Below are 22,303 nucleotides of genomic sequence, written 5' to 3' on the forward strand. Positions count from 1 at the left end.
GCTTAGTTCTTCTTTTTGTTGAGGAAACTCCAGGGCGAATTGACCGGCAGGGTGACGGTGTCCGGTACGCTGCCGACGGCGACCACGTCTGCCTTGCGGACGCTGTAGCCAGACTGGATGACGCTGACGCCGTCGAGGATGAACAGCTGGCTCTTCTCCATGTCCGGCTTCAGCGCGCCGGTGACCGCGACCGGCTGATAGGCCTCGGAGATTTTGTAGGGACGTGCCGGCGTGACCAGCACGATCTGGTTGGGGGGCGGCGTTGGCATGTGGCTGCACGCACCCGTCCACGGCACCAGCAGGAACTGATAGACAAGATCGCCGTCGCGATCGACCGGCAATGCGTAGCCGGCTAGCTGAATGCTTTTGTCCTGCAGGTTGAGGGACAGCGTCTCGCCATGGTCGGGCAATTTTGCCGCGATCATCGGCAGCCCGACGTTTTCGGCGGCGGATTGCGTAGCCGGACGCAGATCCTTCCAGAATATGTGCGCGGTCTCGGCCGAGGCATCGGTGGCCGCGGACACAAACAATGCCGCTGCGAAGGCCAGGATTGATTTGGGAGGATTGCTCATTGGCCGCGTCCCTTTGAAGCTCAAGTAAAGACGCCGCTGTCAACGACGTCAACGCTCCCGCCGCATCACATGTCGGCAGCCACTTCACATGTCGGCGAGATCCAGACATGCCGGAAAGCGGATTTCCGCGCCGTCAGCCTTTCCTGGCGACGATCCGCGCGAGCGTCTTGGCATTGGTCAGCTCCCTTACGGCGTCCTTGCCGATCCAGCGCGCCGTCTTGTCAGCCGACTGCGCCAGCCGTTCGGCGGCAGCAAGGGCAGCACCGTGCATGTCCATCGATCTTTTGCCGATCGACCGAAGCGCCCAGTTGACGGCTTTCTTCACGAAATTGCGGCTGTCGGTGGCATGCGCTTCGATGATCGGCAGGAAGGAGAGGAAGGTCGCCCCTGGCTCCTTCTTCCGGTGGACGACAGACCAGGCCATCATGGCGAAGGCCGTGCGCCGAACGAATTCCCGCTCGTCCGCCGCGAACTCGCCGATCAGTTCCTTCCAGGCGTCCGTATCGACAAAGAGGTCGGAGACGCCGTCGACGATGTCCCAGGAGTCGAAGCTGGCCGCCCATCGTCTTGCATCTTCAGCAGAAAACCGCTTCGGGTCAGCCGTGACGGAGGCAATGAACTGCGCCTCCATGATGCCGCTGTCCCATAGTTCGAAGGCGCGCTCGTGGTTGCGTTTGATCTTCCTGGCGATCTGCCGCTGCATACTGTGCGAGATGCCAAGCGCGCGGTCGATCTTGATGCCGTAGCGCAACATGCCGAGGCGGTTCTCCTCCGATCCGATAGCGCGAAGATGGGCGACGATTTCCGCGGCACTGGATTGAGGCGAGAGTTCTGCCACCGCGGAAACCTATTTTTCGAGACGCGCCAGAAGGGAGGACGTGTCCCAGCGCTTGCCGCCCATCGCCTGCACATCCTTGTAGAACTGGTCGACAAGTGCGGTGACCGGCAGTCTGGCGCCATTGCGGTCGGCTTCAGCCAGACAGATGCCAAGATCCTTGCGCATCCAGTCGACCGCGAAGCCGAAATCATATTTGCCGGCATTCATGGTCTTGTGGCGGTTCTCCATCTGCCAGGAACCGGCGGCGCCCTTGGAGATCACCTCGATCACCTTCTCGATATCGAGCCCGGCCTTTTTGCCGAAATGGATGCCTTCGGCCAGGCCTTGGACGAGGCCGGCTATGGTGATCTGGTTGATCATCTTGGTGAGCTGGCCGGCACCGGCCGATCCCATCAGGCCGACCATGCGGGCAAAAGCGTCGATGACGGGCTTCGCTCTGTCGAAAGCGTCCTGCTCGCCGCCGACCATGACGGTCAGCACGCCATTCTCGGCGCCGGCCTGGCCGCCCGAGACAGGCGCGTCGAGAAACGAAAACCCGCCGGCTTGCGCCGCCGCCGCCAGCTCGCGAGCGACCTCGGCCGAGGCTGTGGTGTTGTCGATGAAGACCGAACCCTTCTTCATCGATTTGAAGGCGCCTTCCGGGCCGGTCGTCACCGAACGCAAATCGTCGTCATTACCGACACAGGAGAAGACAAAATCCTTGCCCTCGGCGGCCTGTGCTGGCGTCGCCGCAAGGCTACCACCATGCTGGCCAACCCATTGCTCAGCCTTGGTCTTGGTGCGGTTGTAGACTGTGACGTCATGGCCGCCCTTGTTCTTCAAGTGCCCGGCCATCGGATAGCCCATCACGCCAAGACCGAGAAATGCAACAGATGCCATGAGCCTGCCCTTCAGAATGGAAACGGAATTTGCTGCGAGACGTCTAGGCTCTGCGCGCAATTCGTCAAGATGCGTAGGGCAGGATCGACTGGTGCAGCTGAATTGAAAATAGTCAGCGTTTCAGGTGAACGGTGATCCGGCGCTCGATCCATTCGACGCCATGGCGCAATATCTCGACCATCACCAGATAGACGAGCGCGACCCAGATATAGGCCTGGATGTCGAACGAGTTGGCGAAGGCGAGCTTGGCATTGCCCATCAGATCATAGACCGTGATGATGGCGACGATGGCGGACGCCTTGACCATCAGGATCAGTTCGTTGCCATAGGGCCGCAAGGCGACGATCAGGGCCTGCGGCAGGATGATCTTGCGCAAGGTCTGCAGTTTGTGCAGGCCAAGCGAGGCCGCACCTTCCCATTGCCCTCTTGGCACGCTCTCGATGGCGCCGCGCAGAATCTCGGCCTGATAGGCGGCGGTGTTGAGCGCAAACGCAAAGACGCCGCAATTGAACGCGTCCTTGAAAAAGTCCCACAGCGTAACTCGCTCGATCGTCAATCCGGCCGGGATGCTTATGTGAGGCAGAAGTTGGAACCAGTTGCTGATGACCGGCATGTAAAAGCCAACTGCACTAAGTTCCTGCCGGAACGAGCCCAATCCGTAATAGACGAGATAAGTCTGGACCAGCAGCGGCGTGCCGCGGAAGAAATAGACGTAGCAATAGGCGAGGCCGGACAGGATCCGGTTCTTGGACATGCGCCCGTAAGCGACGGGCACCGACAGGATCGCGCCGAGCACCATCGATATGGAAACCAGCGCGAGCGTAACCCCAAGCCCGCTCAAATAAGCCGGCGCATATTTGGCGAAGAAATCGGGATTCCAGGCAAGGAAGAGATAGCTGACGATGCCAATGCCGAACAAAATCCATAGGCAGACCAGCGCGTAACCGGCGATACGCCTGCGCGGCCAGCCGCGCGCCCGTGGCGGCGGCCGTTCGACCATTGTGGCCGTGGCGCTCATCGCTGCGCCTCCTGCCGACCAAGCGAGCGCAGAATAGCGCTGGTGGCGAAGGACGACAGGACGGCCAGGCCAAGAAAGACCAGCGAGGCGACACCGAAGAACAGGAAAGCATGCTTGGTGACGCGGGCGGCAATGCTGGCATTGCGCAGCGTCTCGGCCAGGCCGACGACCGACACCAGCGACGTGTCCTTGAGCAGGCTGAGCCAGCAATTCTCCAGGCCGGGGAACGCGATGCGCAGCAGCTGCGGCACGATCACCTTGCGCATGGTCAGCCAGTTCGAAAGACCGATGGCATAGCCGCCCTCGTATTGGCCTTTGGGAATGGCGCGGAAGGCCGACAGGAAAACCTCGCTGGCATAGGACGAGAAGATCAGCGCAAGCACGATCATGCCGGCGACGAAGCTGTTGACGTCGATGGTGGTGTCCGGCCGGAAATACCTGACGAGATGCTGCAGCAGGATCGGCATGCCGAAGAAGAACAGGAAAAGCGTCACCAGCTCCGGCAGGCCGCGAAAGACGGTGGTGTAAATGTTGGCGGCAAGGCGCAACGAGGGTTCTTCGGACTGCTTGGCGAGTGCAATGAAAAAGCCGATCGCCAGGCCGATGGGCAGCGTGGCAAGCGCAAGCGCAATGGTGATCAGTGCGCCATAGGCAATATCGTCAAGCCAGCCTTCGGGTCCCCAACTGAGAAGTGTCCATATGCTCTGGGCTGGCATCGACCGGTCTTATCTCCACGGCATTCCCAAGACGAATAGAAAGACGGCGGGGAAATTCCCCGCCGTCTTGACCGTATTTATCAGGACTCGGCGCCGTAGACGTCGAACTTGAAGTACTTGTCGTTGATTTCCTTGTATTTTCCATTGGCGCGGATGGCGTCGATGGCCGAATTGAGCTTGTTGACTAGGTCGGTCTCGCCCTTGCGCACGGCAATGCCGGCGCCCGGCCCGAAGATCTCGACCGGCTGCGGCGAAGGCTGGCCGAGAATCTTGCAGCAGGCGCCATCAGGCGAATCCAGAAACTGCTGCAGCACGACGATATCGTCCTGGATGGCGTCGAGACGACCATTGGCAAGATCGGCCTGCTCCTCGGGGCTGCTCGGATAACCCTTGACGGTGCTGTCGGTGTAGGTCTTCGAGGCATAGTTGAAATGCGTGGTGGTGGTGGCGACGCCGATGGTCTTGCCGGCGAGATCTTCCTTGGTCACGCCTTTCAACGTCGAGTCTTTCGGCACGGCGAGCGCCGACGGCGTGTTGTAGTATTTGTTCGAGAAGTCGACCTTTTCCTTGCGCTCGGGCGTGATCGACATCGAGGCGACGATGGCGTCAAACTTGCCGGCCTGGAGGGCTGGAATGATGCCGTCCCAATCCTGGGCGACGAAGGTGCACTTGACCTTCATCTCATCGCAAAGCGCCTTGGCGATGTCGATGTCGAAGCCGACGAGCTGGCCATCGGCGGTGAGGTTGTTGAATGGCGGGTAGGCGCCTTCGGTGCCGATCTTCAGGGTCTTTTCCTGGGCCTGAGCTACGCCGAGCGTCAGCAGCGCGGCCGAAGCGGCGAGCGCGATACGCAGTGCAATACGCATGATAGTCCTCTCTTTATGGTCCCGGCCGTCGTTCCGAACGGCTCTGTGGGGCGGTGCTTTTGACCGCCCGCTGGCGCGATACTCCCATTCTTTCCAAGAAAAAAGCAACTGCAAAACCACAAAAATGGGCAAGGCTATTCTGCCGTTGCGTCAGCGCTCAAGCAACGAGCCCAGTGGTGCGCTCGATGAAGTCGGCTATCGATTTTGCATCGTCGAGATCGAATACCGGCAGCAGCTCGCCTTCAATCGCAAAATCGGCGGCGACAGCGACGATGTTGGGATCCTCCGCCGAAAGCGGCGTACGGTCCTTCGCATCCAGCCGGCGGGTTTCGATCTTGTCATGGGCTTCGCGCTTGTAGCCCTCGACCAGCACAAGGTCGCAAGGGGCAAGCCGCGACAGGACAGTCTCCAATGTCGGCTCGTCCTCGCCGCGCAGCTCGTGCATCAGTGCCCAGCGAACGCCGGAGACGATCGCGACTTCGGTGGCGCCAGCCTGCCGGTGGCGAAAACTGTCGGCGCCCGGTTTGTCGATGTCGAAATCATGATGGGCGTGTTTCACCGTCGAGACTTTCCAGCCGCGCCGGACAAGTTCGGTGACCAGCCTTTCGGTCAAAGTCGTCTTGCCGGAATTCTTCCAGCCGGTGATGCCGAAGACGCGTCTGTTCATGGCTTGATGCTCTGCAACAGACGCTCGGCAGACACAAGATCGTCCGGATCGTTGATGTTGAAGAAAGGGTCGACCCCCGCCGATTGCAGAACAGGGAATTCCACCTCGACAAAACCGTGCCGGTCGATGAAAGCCGAAACCCGCCTGATATCCTCGTCGACCAGAAAGTGCCGCAAGGCATCGCGGCAGCCGAGCGGCCAGAGCGCGAAGGTCGGGTGCCGCTTGCCGGCCGAGCAGGCAACGGCAATCGAACCGGGACTTTGATCGGCGGCCGCTGCCAGACGCTCGACAAGGTTCAACGGCAGGAAAGGCGTGTCGCCGGCAGCACTGACGATCGCTTTGCAAGACGTATTGGCCGCGGCCCATTCGAGGCCGGTCAGGATTCCGGCGAGCGGCCCGGCAAAGCCGGGCACGCTGTCGGCAAGCACCGGCAGTCCAAAGCGCAGGAATCGTGCAGGATCGCCATTGGCGCTGAGCGCCAGCGATTCTATTTGCGGGGTGAAGCGCGACACGACCTGGTCAAGCAGGCAGCCATCGCCAAGCGGCAACAGGCTCTTGTCGCCGCCGCCCATCCGTCTCGACTGGCCACCGGCCAGGATGATCCCCGCAATGTCTCGCTTCATGCCACGAAGCCTGTACGCCAGCCGTCGGAAATCACAAGAACCTTCAATGATCTGGCTAGATTCCGTCCGGAACCATGCTCGGCCCCGTGCTTTCGGCGACGATCTTGCGCCGGCCGGCGACCCGCTCGCGGTAGAGCGCATAGAGGCCCGAGCCGATGATGATGGTGGCGCCGACGATCATCGGCGGATCGGGGATATCGGCGAAGATGAACAGGCCAAGCAGGATCGACCAGATCAGGGCCGTATAGCGGAACGGCGCGATGAAGGAGATGTCGCCCGCCCGCATCGCCATGATGATGAACTGGTAGCCGATCAGCACCAGCACCGCCGCCAGGGCCAGCAGGGCTGTGCTGTCCCCCGTCATCGGCGTCCAGCCGCCCATTGCCGGCAACAGCGCCGCACCGACGATGGTCATGGCAAGCGCGGTTGCCGTCGACACCAGCAATGTCGGAATGGCCTTGGGAATTTGCTTGGTGGCGAGATCGCGCACCGCACAACAGGCAACGCTGGCCAGCGCCGCCAGCGAGTAGATGCTGAACCCTTCGAAGCCAGGCCGCACGATGATCAGCACGCCGGCAAATCCGATGGCGATGGCCAGCCAGCGCCGCCAGCCGACAGCCTCGCCAAAGACGAGCGCGGCCCCCATCGTCACCGCCAGTGGCAGCGCCTGCAGCACCGCCGAAACATTGGCGATCGGCAAATGGGCGAGGGCGACGAGAAAACTCACCGTGGCACCGGCCTCGCTGATCACGCGCAGGGCCACCAGAGGCTGCAGCATCGAGCCCGGGCGGGCGAGCGCGCCGCGCTGCCAGGCGAGCAAGCCAACGAAAAGCGAAGCGAAAGCCCCACGGATCAACATGACCTGCGCCATGTTCATCGATTGTGACGAGTATTTGGTGATGGCGTCGTTGAGGCAGAAGCCGGCCATCGCCACCATCATGAACAACGCGCCGCGAATATTTGGTGACAGGGGCAAGACGGCTACCGGTTCTGCTAATGCATGTCGCCCAAAAGTGACCTCGATTTTTGGGAAACGGCATGCATAAGAAACAAAGACCTAAAGCGCGTCACCTGAATCCGTTCAAACGCGACGCGCTTTAGGCAGCAAGCCTGTAACAGCCGGGCATGAAACAGCAATAGCAAAGGGCTGGGCCACAGCCTTGTTTGTGGCCCAGAAGATCACCTGCAATGGCGGCAGAACTTACTTCTTCGGCGTCAGCACCTCGGTGCCATTGCCTTCCTTGCCGGCGATGGTCCACAGACCATGCAGCGAGCCGTCGTCCGTCATCTTGTAGACGACGAGGCCGATATCCTTGCCCATGACATAGCCGGCGGAGAAGGCGTCATCGTTGCGCATGCAGATGCCGTCGGAAGATGAGCCACCGGTTTCCCAATGGATCGCGCAGGTCGTCCCGCTGGTCAGCGTGATGGTGGCTTCGCCGCCATAGGCCGAACCGTCGAAGTTGGTGCCGGCGACCGTATAGGTGCCGCCGATCGACTGCGCCGCGGCGGGCGCGGCCGCGAGACCGAGCAAGGCGAGAGAAAGAATGAGTTTGCGCATGATGTATTCCCCCTGTGAGCGAAGAGCCGCTTCCAGAGAAAGGCTAGGCTGGAACAGACTGGCCGTAAATCCGGCTGCGGTTCGCGAACAAGACTTTTTCTGGGGTGTGGTCCGAAACGTTCATGGTCCCTTGAGACTGCCGGCAATGGCGCCGACCAGCGGGTCGTATTTCGACTTCAGGGCCGGAGGGTAGTCGACCCAGACCGTGCGGATGACGCCATCTCCACCAAACAGGCGCCGCTCGTAAAAGATCTTTCCTTCCTTCAAGCCCGACAGCACTGCCCAGTCCTTTCCGGCCCTGCTGTAGGTCACCTTGTAGCCCGGCTCGTTGCTCGCCTTCTGCGCCGCGACAAAGCCTTTCGGCGTATCGTCGTCGATGTTGAGGATGCCCGAGCAGATCAGGCTGGCACCATCGGCACTCAGCCATTGCTGCCCGTCGCCATTGTCAGGCTCGGGCTGGTGCTCGGTGAAGATTTCCTCGGGAAAGGTGCAGACGGTGCCGAAGCGCTCGTTCACATAGGTGAACGGCGCGGCAATTGCCGTGCTCGCCGCGATCGCAGCGAAAAACGTCCCGAATGAAAAGAACCGCCGCATGTCTTGCCCCGAAGTCGATGACCGCACGGCAATTCTTGCACAGATCGGCGGGAAGATCAGCCGCCGGTGACGCTCATATGGCGCGATACCGATGGGCGGCTGGTGCGGCGGTCGATGATGAAGTCATGGCCTTTCGGCTTGCGGCCGATCGCTTCGTCTATCGCTTCGGCGACCAGCTCGTTGCCTTCGGAGGCGCGCAAGGGCGCGCGCAGGTCGGCTGCATCTTCCTGGCCCAGGCACATATAGAGGGTGCCGGTGCAGGTCAGCCGGACGCGGTTGCAGCTTTCGCAGAAATTATGCGTCATCGGCGTGATGAAGCCGAGCCGTCCGCCGGTCTCGGCGACCTGGACGTAGCGGGCCGGGCCGCCGGTCTTGAAGGGAATGTCGGTCAGCGTGAACTGGCGTTCCAGCGACGCGCGCAGCAGCGACAGCGGCAAATACTGGTCGGTGCGGTCGGCATCGATCTCGCCCATCGGCATGGTTTCGATGACCGTCAGGTCCATGCCGCGGCCATGCGCCCAGCGCATCATCTCGGGCAGCTCGGCGTCGTTGAAATCCTTCAGCGCCACCGCGTTGAGCTTGACCTTCAGCCCCGCCGCCTGCGCGGCATCGATGCCTTGCATGACCTTGTCGAGATGGCCCCAGCGGGTGATCTTGTGGAACTTGTCGGCATCGAGCGTATCGAGCGACACGTTGATGCGCTTCACGCCGCAATCGGCGAGTTCGGCGGCAAAGCGCGACAGCTGCGAGCCGTTGGTGGTCAGCGTCAGTTCTTCCAGCGCGCCGCTGGCGAGATGCCGCGACAGCTGGCGCACCAGATGCATGATGTTCTTGCGCACCAGCGGCTCGCCGCCGGTCAGGCGCAACCGCCTGACGCCCTTTTCGATGAAAACCGTGCACAGCCGATCGAGCTCTTCCAGCGACAGCAGGTCCTTCTTCGGCAGGAAGGCCATGTCCTCGGCCATGCAATAGGTGCAGCGGAAATCGCAGCGGTCGGTGACCGACACGCGGAGATAGCTGATCGTGCGGCCGAAAGGATCAATCATGTCCATGCAAGCGCTTCCCGTGGCCGTGAACGGCTTCGTTATATACCGCTATGTGATACGATCCGGCCATTCATTCAAGATACCGCCTCTCGATCTTTGGTAACATCCCTCAGCCGACATCGCATGTCGGTCGGTCTCATCAGGTCTTTTCCCGTTTGGCGAAGCGGCGTAGGGAAGGGCGGATGAGACGGGATCGAACAGCATGACCGCACCGAAAGAGCTCAGGGTCTCCAAGGACCGCAAACTTTTGTCCGTCACCTTTCCCGACCATCGGCCGTTCGAACTGCCGGCGGAACTGCTGCGCGTCGCCTCGCCATCGGCCGAAGTGCAGGGCCATTCGCCGGATCAGCGGGTGACGGTCCCCGGCAAGCGCAATGTCGCAATCCTCAAGATCGAGCCAGTCGGCAACTACGCCGTGCGCATCACCTTCGACGATTTCCACGACACCGGCATCTTCACCTGGAATTACCTGCATACGCTCGGCCACGAGAAGGATGCGCGCTGGGAAGCCTATCTCGCGGAGCTTGCGGAAAAGGGCCTGAGCCGGGACCGCTAAAATTGATTCCCCTCGCTGTCGTCAAAACGTCATCGATATGGCGTAGCGCCGGCAAAAGTTTGGAGGCGAAAACATGTCCGTCATCACCACGGTCGAGCAGCTCGAGGCGCTCTATGGCGTTCCAGGCGAGGCCTCGCTGGTCAAGGAACTCGACCACGTCATTCCCGAATATGCCGCCTTCATCGAAGCCTCGCCGTTCGTCGCGCTGGCGACCAGTGGCCCGGAGGGGCTGGACTGTTCGCCGCGCGGCGATCTCGCCGGCTTTGTGCGCATCCATGATCCGAAAACCCTGATGATGCCGGATCGTCGCGGCAACAACCGCGCCGATTCGCTGAAAAACATCATCCGCGACCCACGCGTCGGCCTGCTGTTCCTGGTACCGGGCTCCGGCACGACGCTGCGTGTCAACGGCCGCGCTCATATCACCACGGATACGGCGCTGTGCGCATCATTCACGGTGGACGGCAAGGCGGCGCGATCGGTAACCGTCGTCGACATCGATTCGGTCTATTTCCAATGCGCCCGGGCCATCGTCCGTTCCGAGCTCTGGAACGCGGCAAGGCACGTCGACCCGAAGTCGCTGCCGACGCCCGGACAAATCCTGGAAATCACCAGCCGCAGCAACATCGACGGCGAAACCTACGACAAGGAATGGCCGGAGCGGGCGAAGAAGACGATGTGGTAGGTCTGGCTGAAAGGTCGTCACGCCTCTTTTAGCACATCATAGATCTTGCGCATCTGCTCGCCGATCATGTCGCATTGTTCCGGCGTCGACTGGCTCATCGCCTTCTCGATCAGCGCCATATGCACTTTCAGCGCCTGCATCAGCAGCGCCTCGCCGGCCTCGGTGAGCGCGAGCCGCAGGATGCGCTTGTCCTTCTCATCACCTTCGCGGCGCAGCAGGCCGCGCGCCTCCAGCTGCGGCAAAAGCATGGTGATGTTGGAGCGGCCGACGAGCAGCTTGCGGGCAAGATCGTGCTGCGACATGCCGGGGTGGCGATAGAGGTTCATCAGCACGTCGAGCTGCGCCGGTTTCAAATCGAGCGGTGCAAGCTTCACCGCGAGCGTGCGCTCCAGCACATGGCATGCGCGCGCCACCGCGACCCAGTTGCGGAAACGGGGGTTGTCCCAAGGCAGCTCTTGTTTATTGTTCATCTTTGAACTATTATGTTCATGCTTGAACGTATGGATGGATTTTCACTATGGCATCATTCGGGCTGAAGGTCATCCGGGGCGTGTTCGGTGCGGCAGAGCGTGTCGCGCCGCGGCTTAGCGGACGCGCGGCGTTCGAATTGTTCTGCCGCACCCCGAATGTCAAGGTGCTCAGCGATGGCGAGCGCCGCGCTGTCGAGCGTGCGGCCGGGTTCATGACCGAGGCGCGACATCACCGACTGAAGACCGCGACCGGCTGCGTCATGGTGCACGAGTTCCGGCCCGAGCCGGGCAGGGCGGCCGCCGGCACGGTGCTCGTCGTCCATGGCTGGCGCTCGCGCACCGAATATATGCGCGCCTTGATCGAAGGCTATCGCGCCGCCGGCTACAGGGTCGTTTCGCTTGACCTGCCCGGCCACGGCCAGTCGCAGGGCCGGCGCCTGAACATGGTCAATGCCGTGGATGCGGTGCGAATTGCCGGCGAATGGTTCGGCCCCTTCGTGGCGGCGGTCGGCCATTCCTTCGGCGGCGCCGTCGCCGCCAATGCCATCGCCGGTTCGGTCAAGAACATTCCGCCGCTGGCGGCCGGACGCCTGGTGCTGATCGCGGCGCCAAGTTCCCTGCCGGCGATCTTTGCCGACTTCAGTCATATGTTGAATGTCGGCCCGCGCTCGCAAGCCGCCATGGCGGACCGGGTCGAGCATCTTTCCGGCCGGCCGCTGCACGAATTCACCGGCGACCGTCAGCTCGCCCAGGCGCCGGTGCCGACCCTGGTCATCCATGCGCAGGACGATCGCGAAGTGTCGGCCGATCATGCAAGGCGCTATGCCGGCGCCGGCGGCCATGTGCGGCTCTACTGGGCCGACGGGCTCGGCCACCGCCGTATTCTCGCCGACAAGGGCGTGGTCGAACGCGCGGTCGGCTTCGTGACGCATCGCGAGCCATTGCTGCTGCACTGAGCGGCGGTCGAGATTATTTCTTCTTCTCGCCGGGTTCGACCGGCAGTCCGGCGGCCTTCCAGGCGGTGTAGCCGCCAAGGATGTGCTTGACCGGCGAAAGCCCCATGTCCTGCGCCGTCTTTGTGGCCAGCGCCGAGCGCCAGCCGCCGGCGCAGAAGAACACGAAGCTCTTTCCCGAGGCGAAGAACGGCTTGTGGTAAGGGCTTTCGGGGTCGATCCAGAACTCCAGCATGCCGCGCGTGACATGCTTGGCGCCGGGAATCTTGCCGTCGCGTTCCACTTCGCGTGGATCGCGCAGATCGACGAAGATCGTGTCTTCATCGTCGAGCAGCCCGGCCGCTTCCTCCGGCGAAACCACCTCGATCACGGCGTTCGCCTCGTCCAGCAGCTCGCGATAACCCTTTTTCACACTCTCATCCCTCCCGGCCTTGCCGGCCCTAGCATTGCTGGCCTCCCGGCCTTGCCGGCCCTAGCATTGCTGGCAAGTCAGAATTTCGAGCACACCAGCCGGCGTTTGTCACGCCGCGTTGCCGCCGGCCAGCGTCCTCCAGGCCGCCATGGCCCCGGCAACCGTCGCCAGCAGGGCATCGTGCGAGGCGCCGTCGCGTGCCTGGATCGACATGCCGTGCTGGACCGTGGCGAAGAAAGTCGCGGCGGCGCTCGCATCGAAATTCGCCGGCAATTCGCCTTCGGCAACGCCGCGCTCGAGACGCTTCTGCAGGGCGGTGTGGTTTTCGGCACGGCGACGGCGCAGATCGGCGCAGATGGCGCCTCGGCTCGAATCCTGATGCAGCGCGCCGAGCGTGATCAGGCAGCCCTGCGGACGATCGCTCTGCGCATAGGCCTTCGCCGTCAGGCACAGGAATTGTTCGATCGCCTGCCGCGCGGTCGGAGCTTCCTCCAGCGCCAGCCAGATGTCGGCACCCTCGGTGTGCGAGTAAAAATCCGTCGCCTCGAGGAACAGCGCCTCCTTGCTGCCGAAGGCGGCATAGAGGCTGGGCGAGTTGATGCCCATGGCGGCGGTCAGATCGCTCATCGATGCGCCTTCGTAGCCACGCGCCCAGAACACCTGCATAGCGCGGCGCAGGGCTGCGGTTCGATCGAAGGTGCGGGGGCGGCCTCGTTCCGACATGATGATCTTTTCTGTGTTGATCGATACATAATTAAGTTGACGCCGGTGGGCAAGGCTGACAGATATTTATGTATCGATCGTTACAAAAGGAGAAATCGATGTCTTCCAGCAAATTGAACGGCAAGGCCGCGCTCGTCACCGGCGGCAGTCGCGGCATCGGTGCGGCGATTGCGCGACGGCTCGCGGCCAACGGCGCCAGTGTCGCTCTGACTTATGTGCATGGCGAGGAGCAGGCTCGCTCGGTTGTGGCCGAAATCGAGGCCAAGGGCGGCCGCGCCATCGCGATCAGGGCCGACAACCGCGATGCGGTGGCCATAGACAAGGCCGTCGACGACGCAGTGACCGCTTTTGGCCGGCTTGACATCCTGGTCAACAGCGCCGGCATCTGGCGGGCCGCCCCCATCGACACGCTGTCGCTCGCAGATTTCGACGAGACCATGGAGGTCAATCTCCGGGGCCCGTTCATCGCTTCCAAGGCCGCGGCCGTGCATATGGGTGAGGGCGGCAGGATCATCTCGATTGGCAGCAACCTTGCCGAGAGGGCGACCGACGGCAGCCTCACGGCCTATTCAGCCAGCAAGGCGGCGCTGGTCGGCCTGACCAAGGCGCTGGCGCGCGACCTCGGCCCGCGCGGCATCACCGCCAACGTCGTCCACCCCGGTTCGACCGACACCGACATGAACCCGGCCGACGGCCCGCATGCCGAGCATCAGCGCCGGAAGATGGCAACACAGCGTTTCGGCAAGGCCGATGACATTGCCGGCATGGTCGCCTGGCTTGCAGGCCCTGAAGGCCGCTTCGTCACCGGCGCTGCCCTGACCATCGATGGCGGCGCCAACGCCTGATCCCGAGAGATTTCCGGCTGGGGCGGAACAACCCTCCGCTCCAGCCGTCACGATCTTGTGAAACCGTTCTGCAACAGGCTTTCCAAAATTTATGAAAGCTTAACGAAATCGGTATGAATCAGTATAGTCGCGCCTTACATCCGCCATGCGGTGAGCGGGACGATCTAGCGTGCGGAACGGGAACCGGTTGCGGCCGGAGCGGGTGATTCATGAAATTCCTCGGAAACAAAGCAACCGTGATGCCGCTGATGGCGATCACGGCAACGCTGGCTTTCGGTGTACCCCAGGCAGGCGCGCAGGGGCTGTTCGACATGCTGTTCGGCGGCGGCGTCAAGCATGCGCCGAAAGGCGAGTTTCCGCCTCCGCCACCGAAGCACAAGCCAAAGCCGAAGGCTCCGGCCAGCGGTGGCGGTGGCGGTGGCGGTGCGAGAATCAGCAGCCCATCCTACTACACCTACAAGGCCGACCGGCTGGTTCGCGTCGACTTCTCGGCGCTGGCCCCGACGCCAGAGCCGGCGACGCCACAGGATGCGGCTTTCGTGCCGTCGGCAACGGGCGCCGCGTTTCGTGATGCGGTTGCCAGCTTGGGTGACTACGAACTCTTAGCCGAGCCCGACATCGCCAAGGCGCTGATCGCGTATTACTCGGCCAATCCGGATTTCATCTGGATAAGCGGAACCAGCCTCAACAGCCGCGCGCAGGATGCGGTGCGGGTGCTTGGCGAGGCTTCAAGCTATGGTCTCACGCCCGCCGACTATACGGTCGAAGTGCCCGCTGCCGGCGCATCGTCGTCCGATGCCAATACGCAACTGAAAGAGCTCGTCCGTTTCGAGATGGCGCTTTCCGCGCGTGTGCTGCGCTATGCCCACGACGCCCAGAACGGCCGCGTCGATCCCAACCGCATGACCGGCTACTATGATTTCCCGGCCAAGCCGCTCGACTTGCAAGGCGTGCTGAGGACGCTGGCGCATACCCAGCAAGTGCGCACCTATCTCGAGTCGCGGCATCCGCAGAATGCGGAATACCAGGCGCTGCGTGTCGAACTCGAATCGCTGCAGGCCAGTGCGGAAAACGAAATCGTCGTCGACCCCAAGCTGTTGCTGAAGCCGGACGAAACCAGTCCCGAACTGCCGAAGCTCTTGACCTTGATCGCGCGCAATATCGATGACGATATGGGCGGCGCCTATGGCGAAATCCTGTCCAGGCTGGCCACCAGCGAGGTTTATGTTCCGGAACTGGTTCCGGTCATCAAGGCGGTGCAGCAGAAGGCAGGCATGAAGGGCGACGGCGTCATCGGCCCGCGCACCGTCGCGACGTTGGCCGGAACATCCAAGGCCGACAAGCTGCTGAAGGTGGAAGTGGCGCTGGAGGAACTGCGCTGGCTGCCCTCCGATCTTGGCAGTCCGCGCGTCTTCATCAACCAGCCAGCCTTCACCGCAAGCTACATCGACAATGGCGAGGAAAAGCTCAAGACGCGTGTCGTCGTTGGCCGGACCACCAACCAGACCTCTTTCTTCTACGACCAGATCAAGCAGGTCGATTTCCATCCCTATTGGGGCGTGCCGCAGTCGATCATCGTCAACGAGATGCTGCCGAGATTGCGCAACGATCCGGGCTATCTCGACCGGGCCGGCTACGAGGTGACGGATTCGCGCGGCAAGCGCATTCCTTCGTCGGCGGTCAATTGGGGCGCCTATGGCTCCAACATCCCCTACAGCGTTCGCCAGCAGCCGAGCGAGGCCAACGCGCTGGGCGAGTTGAAGATCCTGTTCCCCAACAAGCACGCGATCTACATGCACGACACCCCGCAGAAATCATTCTTCCAGCGGGATATGCGCGCGCTCAGCCATGGCTGCGTGCGGCTGCAGGACCCGCGCGGCATGGCGGCGGCGGTGCTTGGCACCTCCGTGGACTATATCGCCGAGAAGCTGAAGCACGGCCACTCGACCGAGAACGTGACACGCACGATCCCGGTCTATGTCGCCTATTTCACCGCCTGGCCCGATCTGTCCGGCAAGGTCGAATATTTCGGCGACGTCTACGACCGCGATTCGCGCCTGAAGCAGGCTCTGGACGCTACGGAGGCGGTTCGCTCGCCTTTGAGTTGATCCAGGACTTCGGTAGACCGTTAACTCATAAATACGGAATGACCGAAAGCGGAAAGGCGGCTGAGAGGGAACGAGGAGCGGCGGCTACCGTTATCGAACAAGCTCAAAACGCAACTGTGATCCTGTTTCGGTAGGGACGAACGATGTTGAGCGATCGAAGCGATTCTGCGACGGTGTTTTGCCATCGTCGGCATTCTGCCGATGGCTGACGAAGGTCGACCAAGCTACGGAAGTGGGCACGTTTCGCTTCAGCGTTCAGATGGAAGACGCGCAACCGTTGGCACGACACCATAGCGACGATGCCAACGACTTCGGGCCTTCATTCGCGATCACACGGCCACAAAAGGGGCCCTGACCTACTCGCGAAATGGTCACTAACGGAGGCGCCTATGTCGAGCCATTATGCGATTCTCGAAGCCCCTCCACGCTGGGCCTGGCGACCGACGGTGTGGAGCGCTTGCCTGACCGGCTCCTGGACCTTGCCTTGCGGAGCGCATCCAGGCGCGCCGCGCCGGGCGGCTGGCTGTGCCTGCGAAGGACCCGACGCCCGATCCCGAGACCGGCACCCTGAACGCCAGGGCAATTGCGCAGTGGTCGCCCCAGCTCGCCGACGCCGTGGAAGCGGTGCTTGACGCAGGCGGGTTTCCAGTGGTGCTGGGCGGCGATTGCACGATCGTGCTGGGCTCGGCGCTCGCGTTTCGACGACGCGGCCGCTACGGCTTGCTCTTCATTGACGGCAACGCCGATTTCTTCCAGCCAGAGGCGGAACCCAATGGTGAGGGCGCCTCGATGGACCTCGCCTTCGTCACCGGCTACGGTCCATCGCTCCTGACCGACATCGAAGGTCGCGGTCCTCTGGTCCGCCCTGAAGACGCTGTCGCCTTCGCGTATCGCGATCACAAGGATCAGGAGGAGTACGGAAGCCAGCCGCTCCCCGAAGAGCTCAAGGTGCTTGACCTTCCCGCTGTGCGCGCCACGGGCATCGAGGCCGCCGCACGCGAAGCGATCGATCACCTGACGAGAGCTGAATTGGACGGCTTCTTCATCCATCTCGACGCCGACTGTCTCGACGACGTCATCATGCCAGCTGTCGATTTTCGCGTGCTAGGCGGGTTGTCGTGGGACGAGCTGACGGCTGCGCTCCGGCTTGCCTTGGCGAGCGGCAAGGCAGTCGGCCTCGAGATCACCATCTACAATCCGCGCCTTGATGAGGACGGCAGCGCCGGACGCGGCCTCGCCGACGTACTGGCCGCTGCGCTCGGAACAGCAGCGCCATGACGACGAGCTATGGCTGCTCTCAGGCAGCAAGGCGCACTGAGCGACCGATTTGAGATCGTTTTCCGACTGGCGGCTTTCATAATGCGGCGGAATCTGTTTCTTTCAGGCTCGGCATGAGCCGATATGCCGGGCTCGCGATTGTGAGCCTGCAAGCTAGTAGCGCTGGAACAATGGCCGCCGGAAGCCGGCGTCGCGCCCGGCGATCAGCCAATAGAGCAACCCGGCGACAAGTCCGGCAGCGGCAATGATGCCGATGTCGACCCAACGCTCCGGGTCCATATCCTCCGGTGCACTCGGCCAGATCAGGGCGAAACCGCCGACCGCGGCGCCGGCGCCGAAAACCATGTGCAGCAGGACATTGCGCAACGAGAAGAACTCGGCGATCAGCGCGAAGATCAGCGTCTGCAGCGCGGTCACCACGATGGTCAGGAAATAGACGAACATGCCGAGCGGCGGCACCAGCAGCACCGCGATCGGCGAAACGCCCATGACGTCGAAATAGCTGGGCGCGTTGGGCAAGGAGCTGAGCACGCCATAGATCACCGCGATGGCGATCAGGCCGACCAGCACCGACACGAAGTAGCCGGCCAACATCATCAATATGCGCTTCATCACGTGCTTTGCCGTCGCCATCCCCATCCCCCAATGCGGCGCCCAGAGCAATTCCAGGAAAAGTGTGAAACGGTTTCCGTCCGGAATTGCGCCAAAACAAAGAGTTAGAGCGGTTCACCGTTTCCATGAAGCGGTGAACTGCTCTGGCGCACAGTCAGCCATCAAAGCGACGCTGACGCAAGGGGAGGCGCCCGCGCCGGGAATGGCCGCTGACACGGCCGGGAACGAAATGTCTGCCGGCGAACCCTATTTCGGCTCCGCCGTCACAGGATCGTAGGTGATTTCGACCTTCGCCTTGTCCGCCGTGTAATAGGTGACGGTGTAGGCGCCGCTGTCCCAGTCGACCTCGTCCACATAGCGAAAGCCGTCGCGCTGCTCGACCTTGGCGATGATCTCGGACAGCTTCTTGGCATTGGGCGGCGGCAGCGGCTTGTCGTCCGCGGCCAAGGCCGGCGCGCCGGCGAGAAGAACGGCGACGCTGGTCGCCGGCAGAAATCTGGACATGGCTTTCCCTCAAGTTTTCGTCGGAGAGAAACTCGCTGGCGTGCCGGTTTGTTCCGCAGCCGGAATGCGTGCCGATTCAGTCCACAGGTTTGCAGCTGCCCGAATAATGGGCCGCCGCCCGCTTGACTTACGCAGCGCGTCGTTGAGCGGGGTGGAGACCTGAACGGGTTCGACGAGGGTCGACGGCGGTCACGATGCTGTGGTGGTGATCGCAATAGACGCGATCCGCCGAAGTTGGCCCAGCACAGAAACGATAACCGCCGGGCACTGACCGGTCTTCGCTCACCGGGAAGCGGCACTGATAGACGCCTAGCTGAATGAGGGGGACGTCTTTCGAAATCGGTCTGATATTTTCAGGCATGGTTTTTCAGGTTCCTGGTTCATAGCCATTGCCGGCCGATGGCCGCAAAGCGACCGTGTCAAGGCGAGCTTCTCTCGTTTTGGAGGGCTGTGGATCACCATATGGTGTTGGTCGCAGCGTCAATGAAGCCCGAAACCCTGCATTTCGGAAGTCAATCATTGCGACTTAAGGCCACACCAGCTGCTGGGCGGGCGGGCTACGGAAGCGAATACATCTGTCAGCAGAAGTGTGGTCGCGTCCCCGAGCATCTCTGCGAACCGCTTCGCCGGTGCTATGGTGTGCCTGCATGATCAGGCAGCAGGGATATGAGCCATGCCCGAAGTCACCCGCCGTACACTTCTTGCGTTCACCGCCGTGGCCTCAGTCATTGAACCGACATTTGCTGAAGGGGAAGGGGCCTCACCCGGATTGCGGGCGCTGATCGGAGCCCATGAAGCCACCTATGTCGGGCTTCACAGGGTTGTTCATCAAGCGGGCAGTAGCAGCCACGAACGCAAGAGGGCAGACCGGATTGAACAGGAAGCACTGCTGGCCATCTGCTCCTATCCTGCGATCAGCCGAGGCGATCGCCGGGCCAAGGCCGATTACCTGTTGACCGCCGAGGCTCGGGGTGAACTCGACCTGGAAGAGCACATGCAGGCCATCCTGCACTCGATGAAGCGCTGATCGCGGCTGGTGCATCTCCACCAGACATCGCCAACTGCCGTAAGGATTTTGGTGGGCGATGCAGGGATTGAACCTGCGACCCCACCCGTGTGAAGGGTGTGCTCTCCCGCTGAGCTAATCGCCCGCTCGTTGCCCAAAGGCCAAGCGAGCCGCGATATAAGGGAGGCGGGTGCGGGAAGTCAAGGCGGTGTTCGGCGTTCCGACAGGATCGGATTGTCGGCCTATCCGGCCTTGTCTCGACGAGACGTGGCCGCTTCCAAAGGCAATCGAATATAGGTTCTTGCGAAGAGGACCCCCACCCTAGCCCTCCCCACAAGGGGAGGGAAGCTGCCGCGCTCTCGCCTTTTGCGTCGAGAACGTTGGAAATCTGCTGATATCAGCGCCGACGGAATCTCCTCCCCCTTTGTGGGGAGGGGTTAGGAGTGGGGGTATTCGTAGGGCGCAAGCCTTTGCCCATATGCGATTGCCTGCGCCACTCCCCGTCACTACCCGGCGGCGGCAATCAGCTTCTGCGCCAGACCGAGCGTCAGGGCGTCGAAATGCGAGATCACCGCCGAGGGCTCGAATTCGCTGACATGCCGGTCGGTGTAGCCGAAATCGACCGCCACCACCGGGATGCCGGCGGCTTTCGCCGTGTCGATGTCGGTTTGCGAATCGCCGACCATCAGCGCGCAGTGCGGGTCGCCACCGGCCAGCTTGATGGTCTCGATCAGATGGCGCGGGTCGGGCTTGCGGAAGGCGAACGTGTCCTGTCCGGCGATGGCCGCGAAATGCCTGGACAGGCCGAGCGCCTCGATCAGCGCCAGCGAGTTGGCTTCGTATTTGTTGGTGCAGATGGCCAGGAGATAGCCGGCCTTTTCGAAGCGCGCGATCGCCTCGACGACACCGGGGTAGGGGCGCGATTTGCCGGGGATGTTGATTGTGTAGTGGTCGAGGAACAGTTTCAGCAGCCGGTCGTGCTCCGCGACATCGAGCGATCGCTGATGGGCGGCGTGCGCCCGCTCGATCATCACCCGGCCGCCGTGACCGACAAAACGCCTGAAGCCGGCTTCGTCGACCGCCGCGATCTCGCTGGCGGCCAGGCTGTGGTTCAGGCTGTCGAGCAGGTCCGGCGCTGTGTCGATCAGCGTACCGTCGAGGTCGAACACGATGATCGGTCGGGTCATGGTCTGTCCTGGGCAGGTGTGCAATGGGCAGGCGATAGCGGCTGCGGCGCGTCAAGGCAAGCGCGGGGCCAGTTCGTTCAGGCGGGGCCTGCCCATCAGGCCGGGCATTCGCGGCGGGCCGTCCTATATGAAAAAACCCGCCTCGACGGCGAGTTGTTGGCACAAATCAGCACCATGGACAAAAATGTAGCATAGCTGCCCTCACCGGTCAAGGAAATAATTCCTACACAGGCATCACCTGGAGAAGCGCCGTCCAGGGCTTTGACCGGACCGGCAAAAATGCTACGAGCCCGGCAGCGAATTTCCGGGGCAATTACCGACATGGATGCAAGGCAATTGAAGGTCGAAGCCGCGCGCGCCGCACTTGCCCATGTGGGCGACGGCATGCGGCTCGGCATCGGCACCGGCACCACGGCCGAAGAGTTCGTGCGGCTGCTTGCCGAAAAGGTCGCCACCGGCATGACCATCATCGGCGTGCCGACTTCGGAGCGCACCGCGTTGCTCTGCCGCGAGCTTGGCGTGCCGCTGTCGACGCTGGAGGAAACGCCAGAGCTCGATCTCACCGTCGACGGCGCCGACGAAGTCGACCCGGAACTGACCCTGATCAAGGGCGGCGGCGGCGCGCTGCTGCGCGAGAAGATCGTCGCCGCGGCGTCCCAGAGCATGATCGTCATCGCCGACCGCTCCAAGATGGTCGAGACGCTCGGTCGTTTTCCGCTGCCGATCGAGGTCAATCCGTTCGGCCTGCGCGCCACTGAAATCGCGGTTGCCACAGCGGCTGAAAAGCTCGGTCTTTCCGGGCCGGTCACATTGAGGATGACGGGGGGGCAGGCTTTTGTTACAGACGGCGGCCATTTTATCCTCGATGCATCTTTTGGCCGCATTCCGGATACAAGAGCGCTTTCGAATGCTCTCCACGCCATTCCGGGCGTGGTCGAGCATGGTCTTTTCATCGGGCTGGCTTCAGCGGCCATCATCGCCGGCGGCGACGGTATCCAAACCGTCCATGCCGCCCGAAAACCAGGGAGTTCTACCGATCATGACGTTGCATAACCGGGTTCGCAGCCTTTCCGTCCTTCTGGCGGCCTCGGCCGTTTTCGCCTTCTCTTCGCCGGCGTTTTCGCAGGATGTCACGGATTCGCACCTGAAGGCCGCCCGCGCGGCGGTCGCTGCGATCCACGCGACCGACCCGTTCGACAACATCCTGCCGCAGGCAGCCGCGGCGCTCGAATCGCAGCTGATCCAGAAGAACCCGGACATGCAGGAACTGATCGGCAAGACGATCAGCGAGAAGGCGCTGGCGCTGGCCTCGCGCCGCGCCGACCTCGAGAAGGAAGCAGCACTCGCCTACGCGAAAGTGTTCTCCGAAAAGGAACTGGCCGACATCGCCGCCTTCTACAATTCCGATTCGGGCAAGAAGCTGCTCGATAGCGGCCCGACGGTGACCCGCGAACTGGTCAAGGCAGCCGACATCTGGCAGAACGGCCTCGGCCGCGATCTCGCCCAGCAGGTTGGCGAAACGCTGGCCGCCGCCGCCAAGGCAAAGGCGCAGGCAGCACCTGCCGCGCCCGCCGACGGAGCCGC

General features: G+C 62.4%; 26 protein-coding genes, 1 tRNA gene and 1 pseudogene. 9 read left to right on the forward strand and 19 right to left on the reverse strand.

Features of this window, described 5'->3' with window-relative positions; genetic code table 11:
* Nucleotides 1-2 precede the first annotated feature (2 nt).
* The 12 genes from X735_RS138065 to moaA all read right to left on the reverse strand — a co-directional run bounded on the left by X735_RS138065 (nt 3) and on the right by moaA (nt 9,386).
* A complete protein-coding gene (locus tag X735_RS138065; protein WP_023813946.1) occupies nt 3-572 on the reverse strand; it encodes a DUF3299 domain-containing protein in 570 nt (189 codons plus the stop codon).
* A gap of 133 nt (nt 573-705) precedes the next feature.
* Nucleotides 706-1,410: a DNA alkylation repair protein gene (locus X735_RS138060; RefSeq protein WP_023813947.1), complete on the reverse strand. Its 705-nt coding sequence runs from the start codon at nt 1,408-1,410 to the stop codon at nt 706-708.
* Nucleotides 1,411-1,419: 9 nt separating this feature from the next.
* Nucleotides 1,420-2,289: an NAD(P)-dependent oxidoreductase gene (locus X735_RS138055; RefSeq protein ID WP_023813948.1), complete on the reverse strand. Its 870-nt coding sequence runs from the start codon at nt 2,287-2,289 to the stop codon at nt 1,420-1,422.
* 112 nt (nt 2,290-2,401) lie between these two features.
* Nucleotides 2,402-3,307 (reverse strand): ABC transporter permease, encoded by a 906-nt coding sequence (locus X735_RS138050; protein ID WP_023813949.1) that lies wholly within the window; start codon nt 3,305-3,307, stop codon nt 2,402-2,404.
* The gene (locus X735_RS138045) at nt 3,304-4,023 is read right to left on the reverse strand and encodes an ABC transporter permease (RefSeq protein ID WP_023813950.1); all 720 of its coding nucleotides are present in this window, start codon (nt 4,021-4,023) and stop codon (nt 3,304-3,306) included. Before X735_RS138045 ends, X735_RS138050 begins: the two co-directional genes overlap by 4 nt.
* A gap of 80 nt (nt 4,024-4,103) precedes the next feature.
* Nucleotides 4,104-4,889 (reverse strand): ABC transporter substrate-binding protein, encoded by a 786-nt coding sequence (locus tag X735_RS138040; RefSeq protein WP_023813951.1) that lies wholly within the window; start codon nt 4,887-4,889, stop codon nt 4,104-4,106.
* Between the two features lie 157 nt (nt 4,890-5,046).
* Nucleotides 5,047-5,556: a molybdopterin-guanine dinucleotide biosynthesis protein B gene (mobB, locus tag X735_RS138035; protein WP_023813952.1), complete on the reverse strand. Its 510-nt coding sequence runs from the start codon at nt 5,554-5,556 to the stop codon at nt 5,047-5,049.
* Nucleotides 5,553-6,179: a molybdenum cofactor guanylyltransferase MobA gene (gene mobA / locus X735_RS138030; RefSeq protein WP_023813953.1), complete on the reverse strand. Its 627-nt coding sequence runs from the start codon at nt 6,177-6,179 to the stop codon at nt 5,553-5,555. Before mobA ends, mobB begins: the two co-directional genes overlap by 4 nt.
* 55 nt (nt 6,180-6,234) lie before the next feature.
* On the reverse strand, nt 6,235-7,155 hold the full coding sequence (locus X735_RS138025) for a DMT family transporter (RefSeq protein ID WP_023813954.1): 921 nt from the start codon (nt 7,153-7,155) through the stop codon (nt 6,235-6,237).
* Nucleotides 7,156-7,380: 225 nt separating this feature from the next.
* Nucleotides 7,381-7,740 (reverse strand): hypothetical protein, encoded by a 360-nt coding sequence (locus X735_RS138020; protein ID WP_023813955.1) that lies wholly within the window; start codon nt 7,738-7,740, stop codon nt 7,381-7,383.
* A gap of 120 nt (nt 7,741-7,860) precedes the next feature.
* Nucleotides 7,861-8,334, reverse strand: coding sequence for a hypothetical protein (locus tag X735_RS138015; protein ID WP_023813956.1), 474 nt, complete (start codon nt 8,332-8,334; stop codon nt 7,861-7,863).
* 56 nt (nt 8,335-8,390) lie between these two features.
* Nucleotides 8,391-9,386, reverse strand: a complete 996-nt coding sequence (gene moaA, locus X735_RS138010; RefSeq protein WP_031213805.1) for a GTP 3',8-cyclase MoaA — start codon at nt 9,384-9,386, stop codon at nt 8,391-8,393.
* A gap of 196 nt (nt 9,387-9,582) precedes the next feature.
* Here moaA and X735_RS138005 point away from each other — a divergent pair, with 196 nt between their 5' ends.
* Both X735_RS138005 and X735_RS138000 read left to right on the forward strand, forming a co-directional pair.
* The gene (locus X735_RS138005; protein WP_023813958.1) at nt 9,583-9,936 is read left to right on the forward strand and encodes a DUF971 domain-containing protein; all 354 of its coding nucleotides are present in this window, start codon (nt 9,583-9,585) and stop codon (nt 9,934-9,936) included.
* Between the two features lie 73 nt (nt 9,937-10,009).
* Nucleotides 10,010-10,621, forward strand: coding sequence for a pyridoxamine 5'-phosphate oxidase family protein (locus X735_RS138000; RefSeq protein ID WP_023813959.1), 612 nt, complete (start codon nt 10,010-10,012; stop codon nt 10,619-10,621).
* A gap of 17 nt (nt 10,622-10,638) precedes the next feature.
* Here X735_RS138000 and X735_RS137995 read toward each other — a convergent pair whose 3' ends face one another.
* Nucleotides 10,639-11,091 carry a MarR family transcriptional regulator gene (locus X735_RS137995; RefSeq protein WP_023813960.1) on the reverse strand — a complete coding sequence of 151 codons (453 nt, stop codon included), beginning with the start codon at nt 11,089-11,091 and terminating at the stop codon, nt 10,639-10,641.
* A gap of 47 nt (nt 11,092-11,138) precedes the next feature.
* Between X735_RS137995 and X735_RS137990 the strand changes: the two genes are divergently transcribed.
* A complete protein-coding gene (locus X735_RS137990) occupies nt 11,139-12,047 on the forward strand; it encodes an alpha/beta hydrolase (RefSeq protein ID WP_023813961.1) in 909 nt (302 codons plus the stop codon).
* A gap of 13 nt (nt 12,048-12,060) precedes the next feature.
* On the opposite strand, the gene X735_RS137985 is transcribed toward X735_RS137990, so the two are convergent.
* Nucleotides 12,061-12,456 (reverse strand): rhodanese-like domain-containing protein, encoded by a 396-nt coding sequence (locus X735_RS137985; protein WP_023813962.1) that lies wholly within the window; start codon nt 12,454-12,456, stop codon nt 12,061-12,063.
* Between the two features lie 108 nt (nt 12,457-12,564).
* Nucleotides 12,565-13,179: a TetR/AcrR family transcriptional regulator gene (locus X735_RS137980; protein WP_023813963.1), complete on the reverse strand. Its 615-nt coding sequence runs from the start codon at nt 13,177-13,179 to the stop codon at nt 12,565-12,567.
* A gap of 98 nt (nt 13,180-13,277) precedes the next feature.
* Here X735_RS137980 and X735_RS137975 point away from each other — a divergent pair, with 98 nt between their 5' ends.
* The 3 genes and pseudogenes from X735_RS137975 to X735_RS01000000166440 all read left to right on the forward strand — a co-directional run bounded on the left by X735_RS137975 (nt 13,278) and on the right by X735_RS01000000166440 (nt 17,410).
* Nucleotides 13,278-14,024, forward strand: coding sequence for a 3-oxoacyl-ACP reductase family protein (locus X735_RS137975; protein ID WP_023813964.1), 747 nt, complete (start codon nt 13,278-13,280; stop codon nt 14,022-14,024).
* Between the two features lie 209 nt (nt 14,025-14,233).
* The gene (locus X735_RS137970) at nt 14,234-16,132 is read left to right on the forward strand and encodes a murein L,D-transpeptidase (RefSeq protein WP_023813965.1); all 1,899 of its coding nucleotides are present in this window, start codon (nt 14,234-14,236) and stop codon (nt 16,130-16,132) included.
* A 367-nt stretch (nt 16,133-16,499) separates the two neighbouring features.
* Nucleotides 16,500-17,410, forward strand: a pseudogene (locus X735_RS01000000166440) (arginase family protein).
* Between the two features lie 153 nt (nt 17,411-17,563).
* Here X735_RS01000000166440 and X735_RS137965 read toward each other — a convergent pair.
* Nucleotides 17,564-18,049, reverse strand: a complete 486-nt coding sequence (locus tag X735_RS137965; protein WP_032909546.1) for a hypothetical protein — start codon at nt 18,047-18,049, stop codon at nt 17,564-17,566.
* A 219-nt stretch (nt 18,050-18,268) separates the two neighbouring features.
* Nucleotides 18,269-18,526, reverse strand: a complete 258-nt coding sequence (locus X735_RS137960; protein WP_023813967.1) for a PepSY domain-containing protein — start codon at nt 18,524-18,526, stop codon at nt 18,269-18,271.
* 673 nt (nt 18,527-19,199) lie between these two features.
* On the opposite strand from X735_RS137960, the gene X735_RS0135250 reads away from it, so the two are divergent.
* Nucleotides 19,200-19,553: a hypothetical protein gene (locus tag X735_RS0135250; RefSeq protein ID WP_031213807.1), complete on the forward strand. Its 354-nt coding sequence runs from the start codon at nt 19,200-19,202 to the stop codon at nt 19,551-19,553.
* A gap of 49 nt (nt 19,554-19,602) precedes the next feature.
* Here the strand turns inward: X735_RS0135250 and X735_RS137955 are convergent.
* Both X735_RS137955 and X735_RS137950 read right to left on the reverse strand, forming a co-directional pair.
* Nucleotides 19,603-19,677 (reverse strand) — tRNA-Val (locus X735_RS137955).
* Between the two features lie 361 nt (nt 19,678-20,038).
* Nucleotides 20,039-20,719 carry a phosphoglycolate phosphatase gene (locus X735_RS137950; RefSeq protein ID WP_023813969.1) on the reverse strand — a complete coding sequence of 227 codons (681 nt, stop codon included), beginning with the start codon at nt 20,717-20,719 and terminating at the stop codon, nt 20,039-20,041.
* Nucleotides 20,720-21,040: 321 nt separating this feature from the next.
* Here X735_RS137950 and rpiA point away from each other — a divergent pair, with 321 nt between their 5' ends.
* Nucleotides 21,041-21,772, forward strand: a complete 732-nt coding sequence (gene rpiA / locus X735_RS137945) for a ribose-5-phosphate isomerase RpiA (RefSeq protein ID WP_023813970.1) — start codon at nt 21,041-21,043, stop codon at nt 21,770-21,772.
* A partial coding sequence (locus X735_RS137940; protein ID WP_023813971.1) for a DUF2059 domain-containing protein occupies nt 21,759-22,303 on the forward strand: 545 nt, incomplete at its 3' end. The genes rpiA and X735_RS137940, both read left to right, overlap by 14 nt.

The sequence above is a fragment of the Mesorhizobium sp. L2C084A000 genome (assembly GCF_000502875.1).
Lineage (GTDB): Bacteria > Pseudomonadota > Alphaproteobacteria > Rhizobiales > Rhizobiaceae > Mesorhizobium.

What these genes read in the sequence shown, in the direction of transcription:
- X735_RS138065 (WP_023813946.1), bottom strand. Translation starts at nt 572, where the DNA reads ATGAGCAATCCTCCCAAATCAATCCTGGCCTTCGCAGCGGCATTGTTT.
- X735_RS138055 (WP_023813948.1), bottom strand. Translation starts at nt 2,289, where the DNA reads ATGGCATCTGTTGCATTTCTCGGTCTTGGCGTGATGGGCTATCCGATG.
- X735_RS138050 (WP_023813949.1), bottom strand. Translation starts at nt 3,307, where the DNA reads ATGAGCGCCACGGCCACAATGGTCGAACGGCCGCCGCCACGGGCGCGC.
- X735_RS138045 (WP_023813950.1), bottom strand. Translation starts at nt 4,023, where the DNA reads ATGCCAGCCCAGAGCATATGGACACTTCTCAGTTGGGGACCCGAAGGC.
- X735_RS138040 (WP_023813951.1), bottom strand. Translation starts at nt 4,889, where the DNA reads ATGCGTATTGCACTGCGTATCGCGCTCGCCGCTTCGGCCGCGCTGCTG.
- mobB (WP_023813952.1), bottom strand. Translation starts at nt 5,556, where the DNA reads ATGAACAGACGCGTCTTCGGCATCACCGGCTGGAAGAATTCCGGCAAG.
- mobA (WP_023813953.1), bottom strand. Translation starts at nt 6,179, where the DNA reads ATGAAGCGAGACATTGCGGGGATCATCCTGGCCGGTGGCCAGTCGAGA.
- X735_RS138020 (WP_023813955.1), bottom strand. Translation starts at nt 7,740, where the DNA reads ATGCGCAAACTCATTCTTTCTCTCGCCTTGCTCGGTCTCGCGGCCGCG.
- X735_RS138015 (WP_023813956.1), bottom strand. Translation starts at nt 8,334, where the DNA reads ATGCGGCGGTTCTTTTCATTCGGGACGTTTTTCGCTGCGATCGCGGCG.
- moaA (WP_031213805.1), bottom strand. Translation starts at nt 9,386, where the DNA reads ATGGACATGATTGATCCTTTCGGCCGCACGATCAGCTATCTCCGCGTG.
- X735_RS138005 (WP_023813958.1), top strand. Translation starts at nt 9,583, where the DNA reads ATGACCGCACCGAAAGAGCTCAGGGTCTCCAAGGACCGCAAACTTTTG.
- X735_RS138000 (WP_023813959.1), top strand. Translation starts at nt 10,010, where the DNA reads ATGTCCGTCATCACCACGGTCGAGCAGCTCGAGGCGCTCTATGGCGTT.
- X735_RS137995 (WP_023813960.1), bottom strand. Translation starts at nt 11,091, where the DNA reads ATGAACAATAAACAAGAGCTGCCTTGGGACAACCCCCGTTTCCGCAAC.
- X735_RS137990 (WP_023813961.1), top strand. Translation starts at nt 11,139, where the DNA reads ATGGCATCATTCGGGCTGAAGGTCATCCGGGGCGTGTTCGGTGCGGCA.
- X735_RS137980 (WP_023813963.1), bottom strand. Translation starts at nt 13,179, where the DNA reads ATGTCGGAACGAGGCCGCCCCCGCACCTTCGATCGAACCGCAGCCCTG.
- X735_RS137975 (WP_023813964.1), top strand. Translation starts at nt 13,278, where the DNA reads ATGTCTTCCAGCAAATTGAACGGCAAGGCCGCGCTCGTCACCGGCGGC.
- X735_RS137970 (WP_023813965.1), top strand. Translation starts at nt 14,234, where the DNA reads ATGAAATTCCTCGGAAACAAAGCAACCGTGATGCCGCTGATGGCGATC.
- X735_RS137965 (WP_032909546.1), bottom strand. Translation starts at nt 18,049, where the DNA reads ATGGGGATGGCGACGGCAAAGCACGTGATGAAGCGCATATTGATGATG.
- X735_RS137960 (WP_023813967.1), bottom strand. Translation starts at nt 18,526, where the DNA reads ATGTCCAGATTTCTGCCGGCGACCAGCGTCGCCGTTCTTCTCGCCGGC.
- X735_RS0135250 (WP_031213807.1), top strand. Translation starts at nt 19,200, where the DNA reads ATGCCCGAAGTCACCCGCCGTACACTTCTTGCGTTCACCGCCGTGGCC.
- X735_RS137950 (WP_023813969.1), bottom strand. Translation starts at nt 20,719, where the DNA reads ATGACCCGACCGATCATCGTGTTCGACCTCGACGGTACGCTGATCGAC.
- rpiA (WP_023813970.1), top strand. Translation starts at nt 21,041, where the DNA reads ATGGATGCAAGGCAATTGAAGGTCGAAGCCGCGCGCGCCGCACTTGCC.